General features: G+C 53.7%; 1 rRNA gene. It reads left to right on the forward strand.

Annotated features, from left to right (window positions below):
* Positions 1-1,534: ribosomal RNA gene (locus ABZ898_RS29600) — 23S ribosomal RNA — on the forward strand; the annotation flags it as partial.

The following is a 1,534-nucleotide window of genomic DNA, read 5'->3' on the forward strand; positions in this document are numbered from 1 at the left end:
TAGCCCTGTATCTGAAAGGGCCATTTCAGTGAAGACGAGTAGGGCGGGGCACGTGAAACCCTGTCTGAACATGGGGGGACCATCCTCCAAGGCTAAATACTACTGACCGACCGATAGTGAACCAGTACCGTGAGGGAAAGGCGAAAAGAACCCCGGAGAGGGGAGTGAAATAGAACCTGAAACCGTGTGCGTACAAGCAGTAGGAGCTCCGCAAGGAGTGACTGCGTACCTTTTGTATAATGGGTCAGCGACTTACTGTTCGTGGCAAGCTTAACCGTATAGGGGAGGCGAAGGGAAACCGAGTCTGATAAGGGCGCATAGTCGCGGGCAGTAGACCCGAAACCGGGTGATCTAGTCATGCCCAGGGTGAAGGTGCGGTAACACGCACTGGAGGCCCGAACCCACTCCCGTTGCAAAGGTAGGGGATGAGGTGTGATTAGGAGTGAAAAGCTAATCGAACCCGGAGATAGCTGGTTCTCCTCGAAAGCTATTTAGGTAGCGCCTCATATGTATCCTCTCGGGGGTAGAGCACTGTTATGGCTAGGGGGTCATCGCGACTTACCAAACCATTGCAAACTCCGAATACCGAGACGGACTGTATGGGAGACACACGGCGGGTGCTAACGTCCGTCGTGAAAAGGGAAACAACCCAGACCCACAGCTAAGGTCCCAAATTTTGTGCTAAGTGGAAAACCATGTGGAAAGGCACAGACAGCCAGGAGGTTGGCTTAGAAGCAGCCACCCTTTAAAGAAAGCGTAATAGCTCACTGGTCGAGTCGGTCTGCGGGGAAGATTTAACGGGGCTAAGCACAGAACCGAAGCTTGGGGTGCATAACTTTGTTATGCGCGGTAGAGGAGCGTTCCGTAAGCCGTTGAAGGTGGATTGAGAAGTCTGCTGGAGGTATCGGAAGTGCGAATGCTGACATGAGTAACGATAATGCGGGTGAAAAACCCGCACGCCGAAAGCCCAAGGTTTCCTTGCGCAACGTTAATCGGCGCAGGGTGAGTCGGCCCCTAAGGCGAGGACGAAAGTCGTAGTCGATGGGAAGCAGGTTAATATTCCTGCACCTCGCGTAAGTGCGATGGAGGGACGGAGAAGGTTAGGTGTACCAGGCGTTGGTTGTCCTGGGGAAAGGCGGTAGGTTTGGATCTTTGGCAAATCCGGGATCCTTTAAGACCGAGCACCGAGACGAGCCTTTATGGCGAAGTCACTGATACCACGCTTCCAGGAAAAGCTCCTAAGCTTCAGCTTACGCAGACCGTACCGTAAACCGACACAGGTGGGTAGGATGAGAATTCTCAGGCGCTTGAGAGAACTCGGGTGAAGGAACTAGGCAACATGGCACCGTAACTTCGGGAGAAGGTGCACCCTTTTTGGTGGCTCGTGCGAGCTATAGCTGAAGAGGGTCGCAGTAACCAGGCCGCTGCGACTGTTTATCAAAAACACAGCACTCTGCAAACACGAAAGTGGACGTATAGGGTGTGACGCCTGCCCGGTGCTGGAAGGTTAATTGATGGGGTCAGCCGCAAGGCG

This window comes from Streptomyces sp. NPDC046860, assembly GCF_040645115.1.
Lineage (GTDB): Bacteria > Actinomycetota > Actinomycetes > Streptomycetales > Streptomycetaceae > Streptomyces.